This window comes from Microbacterium sp., assembly GCF_035277845.1.
In the GTDB taxonomy this organism is placed as follows: domain Bacteria; phylum Actinomycetota; class Actinomycetes; order Actinomycetales; family Microbacteriaceae; genus Microbacterium.
In genome coordinates, this window is the sequence record NZ_DATEJS010000111.1 from 1 (window position 1) to 4906 (window position 4906).

6 protein-coding genes and 1 pseudogene are annotated in these 4906 nt (G+C 73.6%); 6 read left to right on the forward strand and 1 reads right to left on the reverse strand.

The genetic code is table 11. The features are described from left to right. On the reverse strand, positions 1–315 hold a 315-nt coding region (locus tag VJR25_RS04665; protein WP_324113023.1), incomplete at its 3' end, for a hypothetical protein. Between the two features lie 51 nt (positions 316–366). On the opposite strand from VJR25_RS04665, the gene VJR25_RS04670 reads away from it, so the two are divergent. The 6 genes and pseudogenes from VJR25_RS04670 to VJR25_RS04695 form a co-directional block, all read left to right on the forward strand. Beyond that, positions 367–1047, forward strand: coding sequence for a hypothetical protein (locus tag VJR25_RS04670; RefSeq protein WP_324113025.1), 681 nt, complete (start codon positions 367–369; stop codon positions 1045–1047). Further along, a complete protein-coding gene (locus VJR25_RS04675) occupies positions 1047–2108 on the forward strand; it encodes an HAD-IIA family hydrolase (protein WP_324113027.1) in 1062 nt (353 codons plus the stop codon). The genes VJR25_RS04670 and VJR25_RS04675 overlap by 1 nt, the downstream gene beginning before the upstream one ends. 48 nt (positions 2109–2156) lie before the next feature. Beyond that, positions 2157–2318, forward strand: coding sequence for a hypothetical protein (locus VJR25_RS04680; RefSeq protein ID WP_324113029.1), 162 nt, complete (start codon positions 2157–2159; stop codon positions 2316–2318). Further along, positions 2315–3115 carry a TlyA family RNA methyltransferase gene (locus VJR25_RS04685; RefSeq protein WP_324113031.1) on the forward strand — a complete coding sequence of 267 codons (801 nt, stop codon included), beginning with the start codon at positions 2315–2317 and terminating at the stop codon, positions 3113–3115. The genes VJR25_RS04680 and VJR25_RS04685 overlap by 4 nt, the downstream gene beginning before the upstream one ends. After that, the gene (locus VJR25_RS04690; protein ID WP_324113033.1) at positions 3112–4062 is read left to right on the forward strand and encodes an NAD kinase; all 951 of its coding nucleotides are present in this window, start codon (positions 3112–3114) and stop codon (positions 4060–4062) included. Before VJR25_RS04685 ends, VJR25_RS04690 begins: the two co-directional genes overlap by 4 nt. Beyond that, positions 4059–4906 (forward strand): annotated as a pseudogene (locus tag VJR25_RS04695) (DNA repair protein RecN); the annotation flags it as partial. The gene VJR25_RS04690 and the pseudogene VJR25_RS04695, both read left to right, overlap by 4 nt.

Here is a 4906-nt window from a genome sequence, read left to right on the forward strand (position 1 = left end):
GACGGCGAGCGCCGTGAGGGCGGTCCGCGTCGTTTCGGCGACAACCGTCAGGGTGCACCGCGCCGCTTCGGCGACAACCGTGAGGGCGGCCCGCGTCGTTTCGGGGACAACCGTGAGGGTGCGCCGCGTCGTGACGGTGAGCGTCGCCAGGGCGGCCCGCGACGCGATGACGACCGCCGGCCCTCCGGCGACCGCGATCGCCGCCCGCACCACGGCGATGCGCCCCGCCGCCCGTCCCGTCCGCCGCAGGACGAGCGTGCGAAGCGTGCACCTGAGCCAGAGCTGCCCGAAGAGGTCACCGCGCGGGATCTGCATCCCGCGGCCCGGAACGAACTGAAGACCCTCAGCAAGGAGAACGCCGACAGCGTGGCCCGTCACCTGGCGATGGCCGGCATGCTCATCGACGAGGACCCCGCGCGCGCCCACGAGCACGCTCTGGCCGCGAGCCGGCGCGCCGGCCGCGTCGCGGTGGTGCGCGAGACCGTGGCGATCACGGCATACGCGGTCGGCGACTACGCCCTCGCGCTGCGCGAGCTGCGGACGTACCGGCGCATCTCCGGAAACGACGACCAGATCGCTCTCATCGTGGACAGCGAGCGTGGAGTGGGACGCCCGGAGCGCGGCCTCGAGGAGGGGCGCGCCGTCGACCGGGCATCCCTGCCGATCCCCGTCCGCGTGCAGCTGGCGATCGCGATGTCGGGCGCTCGCCTCGACCTCGGCCAGCCCGACCGTGCGCTCACCGAGCTCGACATCCCCGAGCTCGACCCGGATCGCGCCTTCGAGTGGAGTCCTGCGCTGTTCCTCGCAAGGGCCACCGTGCTCGAGGAGCTCGGCCGCGACGACGAGGCCGCCGAGTGGCACCGCCGCGCCGACATCGCGGCGGAGGCATTGGATGCCGCGGCCGGCGTCGGCGAGGACGAGACCATCGTGGTCGAGGAGCTCGAGGACGACACGGACGAGACGGACGAGACGGACGACGCCGACGAGCTGGACGAGGCCGACGAGATGATCGTCGTCCAGGAGATCATCGAAGACGAGGACCGGTGATGGGGCTGTTCCGTCGTGGGGCATCCACGTCGGACCGCTCACCGGCGGACGCCCCGCTGACGGGCGTCGATGCGCTGCTGGCGGACCTCGACGGCGTCGTCTACGCCGGCGCCGGTTCGCTGCCGTACGCCGTGGAGAGCCTCAACCGGGCCGCCGCCGACGGCATCGGCCTCGGCTACATCACCAACAACGCCGCGCGCACGGATGCGACGGTCGCCGCGCACCTGCGTGAGCTCGGGCTCGCGGACACCAAGCCCGACGACGTCGTCACGAGCCCGCAGGCGGCCATGCGGCTGCTGCGCGACCGCATCGCGCCCGGCTCGACCGTGCTCGTGGTCGGAGGCGACGGCCTCGTCGTCGAGGTGCAGAAGGCCGGCTTCACCGTGACCCGCAGCGCGGACGACGCGCCCGCGGCGGTGGTGCAGGGCTTCGCGCCCGAGGTCGGCTGGAAGGACCTCGCCGAGGCCGCGTACGCACTCGCCCTTCCGGAGGACGAGGGCGGCATCCCCTGGATCGCCACCAACACCGACTGGACCCTCCCGCAGTCCCGCGGCATCGCGCCGGGCAACGGCACGCTGGTCTCGGCCGTGCACACCGCCGTCGGACGTCTCGCCACGGTCGCGGGCAAGCCGGAGACCCCGATCTTCCACGAGGCCGTCGCGCGGTTCGGGGCGCAGCATCCGCTGTTCCTCGGCGACCGGCTCGACACGGACATCGCCGGGGCGCAGGCCGCCGGCATCCCCTCGGCCCTCGTGCTCACCGGAATCGACCGCCCCAAGCACCTGCTCGCGGCGCCGGCCCACTCGCGGCCGACGTACATCCTCGAGGATCTGCGCCAGCTGTTCGACCCGTACCCGGAGACCGTGGTCGACGGCGACGTGACGCGCGTGCGCGAAGCGGCCGTGCGGATCGACGGCGCAGACCTGCGACTCGTCTCGGCCGGCGCGCAGCCGATCGACGTCGTGCGCGCCGCCGCCGCGGCGGTGTGGGCGTCCGGCCGCGCGATCTTCGGATTCCGGGTCGACGAGGCGCTGTACGCGGATCCCTTCCATCGGCCGTGAGCGCGCGCTGAGGCCCGCGATGTCGGGGCGGTGGAATACCGTGGAGTCATGAGCCAGGACACGGATGCCACCGAGCCGGCCGAGGCCGAAGGCGAGCTGATCCCGCGTCTGCGCGTCATCGAGCAGCAGCCGCTCTCCGAGCGCGCGACCGCGTACGCGGCCCTGCACGACGAGCTCGCCCGCCACCTGGAATCCGGCCCCACCGGATGAGCGAACGTCTCGACGTCGTGCTCGCCGTGCGCGGCCTCGCCCGCTCCCGCACGCATGCGGCATCCCTCATCGCCGCCGGAACCGTGACGGTCGACGGGCGCGCCGTGGTCAAGGCGGGCGCGAAGGTGGACGACGACGCGGTGATCGAGGTCGCCGGAGCCGACCACTACGTCAGCCGGGCGGCGCACAAGCTCATCGCGGCCCTCGACGCCTTCGCCGTGGATGTCGCCGGGCGCAGCGCCCTCGACATGGGCGCATCCACGGGCGGGTTCACGCAGGTGCTGCGCGAGCGCGGAGCGGAACCTGTGATCGCCGTCGACGTCGGGCACGGCCAGCTCGCACCCGAGATCGCGCTCGATCCCGCCGTCGTCGCCGTCGAGGGGTACAACGTGCGGCACATGACACCCGCGAACCTCGCCGAGGCGAGCGGCATCCGGATCGTGCCGCAGGTCGTCACCGGCGACCTCTCCTTCATCTCGCTGACCCACGTGCTGCCGGCGGTGCGATCGGTGTGCGCCGACGACGCCGACGTCGTGCTGCTCGTGAAGCCCCAGTTCGAGGTGGGCCGTCAGGGCGTGCGCGAAGGACTCGTGACCGACCCGCTGCTGCGCGTGGACGCCGTCAGCGACGTGCTGTGGGCGGCCTGGGACCTCGGGTTCGGATGCCTGGGCGTCATCGCCTCGCCCGTCGTCGGCACGCACGGCAACCGTGAGGCGGTCGTGCATCTGGCACCGGGCCGGGGGAGCGATCCGTCAGAATGGTGGGGCACCGTGAACGAGACGATGGGGACGCGATGAGCAGACCGCAGCGCAACATCCTGGTCATCGCGCATGCCATGCGCGACGACACGGTGCGAGCCGCGGAGCGCGTCGTGAGCGCGCTGCACGAGGCCGGCGCCCAGGCCGTCGTCGCCCTCGACGACCGCAGCGACCTGGCCGCCGCCCACCCGGCGTTCGCGACGCTGCCCGCGCTCGGCGAAGAGGTCGCGATCGCGGACATCGAACTCGCCATCGTGCTCGGCGGAGACGGCACGATCCTGCGCGCGGCCGAACTCGTGCGCGGCGGCACCGCCCCCGTGCTCGGCATCAACATGGGGCATGTCGGCTTCCTCGCCGAGATCGAGCGGGACGACATGGACGCCGCCGTCCACCGTGTCATCGACCGCGACTACACGGTCGAGGAGCGCCTTGCGATCTCGGTGCGCGTCAAGGATGCCGCCGGCGCCGTCATCTACCGCACCTGGGCGCTGAACGAGGCCACCGTCGAGAAGGCGAGCCGGGAGCGGATGCTCGAGGTCGTCATCGAGATCGACGAGCGCCCGCTGTCGAGCTTCGGATGCGACGGCGTCGTCGTGTCCACGCCCACCGGGTCGACCGCGTACAACTTCTCCGGCGGCGGACCGGTCATCTGGCCCACAGTCGAGGCGATGACCGTCGTGCCGCTGTCCGCGCACGCCCTCTTCGCCCGTCCGCTCGTCGTCGGCCCGGAGGCCGCGATCGCCATCGAGCTGCTGCAGCGCACCGACGGGGCGGGCATCCTCTGGTGCGACGGCCGCCGCTCCCACCCCCTGCCGCCCGGTGCGCGCGTCGTCGTGCGCCGCTCGGACGAGCCCGTGCGTCTCGCGCGCCTGCATCCCGCCGAGTTCACCGATCGGCTGGTGCGCAAGTTCCAGCTGCCGGTCGCGGGCTGGCGTGGCCCGGACGCGCACCCCGATGTGCGCGCGTCGAACGGAGTCGCCCGGTGATCGAGCAGATGCGCCTGCGCGACCTCGGGGTGATCGCGGAGGCGACCCTCGACATCGGCCCGGGCTTCACCGCCGTCACCGGCGAGACCGGTGCGGGCAAGACCATGGTCGTCACCGGCCTCGGGCTGCTGCTCGGTCGGCGCGCCGACTCCGGCGCGGTGCGTGCGGGGGCATCCCAGGCGTCCGTCGACGGCGTGTGGATCGTGCCGGAGGCGGGTGCCGTGGCCGAGCGGGTCCGTGAGGCGGGCGGAGACCTCGAGCCCATCGGCGGCGGGGATGCCGAGCTGTACATCGGCCGCACGGTCTCGTCCGAGGGCCGCGGGCGGGCCTCCGTCGGCGGCCGCGCGGCGCCGGCCGGTGTGCTGGCCGACCTCGCCGACGAGCTGGTCGTCGTGCACGGCCAGTCCGACCAGCTGCGGCTGAAGTCGCAGGCCGCCCAGCGCGACGCCCTCGATCGCTATGCCGGAGAGCCGGTGGCATCCGCCCTCGCGGTCTACCGGGAGGCGTACGACGCATGGCGCGCCCTCGAGGCGGAGCTCGAGACCCTGACCCGGGACCGCGACGCCCGCGCCCTCGAGGCGGACGCCCTGCGCGAAGCCCTCGCGCACATCGAGCAGGCGGACCCGCAGCCGGGGGAGGACGCCGAGCTCGCCGAACGGGCCGAGCGCCTCGCCAACGCGGAGGAGCTGCGGGATGCCGCGGCATCCGCCCACGAGACGGTCTCCGGCGAGGGCGACGCGCCCGACGTGCTGAGTCTCGTCGCCGAGGTGCGGCGCGGTCTGGAGCGCGCCGCCGACCCGGCCCTCGCGGCCCTCGCCGCGCAGGCCGAGGACATCGGCTACCG

Coding starts and splice junctions, on each gene's coding strand:
- VJR25_RS04680 (WP_324113029.1), top strand. CDS start 2,157: ATGAGCCAGGACACGGATGCCACCGAGCCGGCCGAGGCCGAAGGCGAG.
- VJR25_RS04690 (WP_324113033.1), top strand. CDS start 3,112: ATGAGCAGACCGCAGCGCAACATCCTGGTCATCGCGCATGCCATGCGC.
- VJR25_RS04675 (WP_324113027.1), top strand. CDS start 1,047: ATGGGGCTGTTCCGTCGTGGGGCATCCACGTCGGACCGCTCACCGGCG.
- VJR25_RS04685 (WP_324113031.1), top strand. CDS start 2,315: ATGAGCGAACGTCTCGACGTCGTGCTCGCCGTGCGCGGCCTCGCCCGC.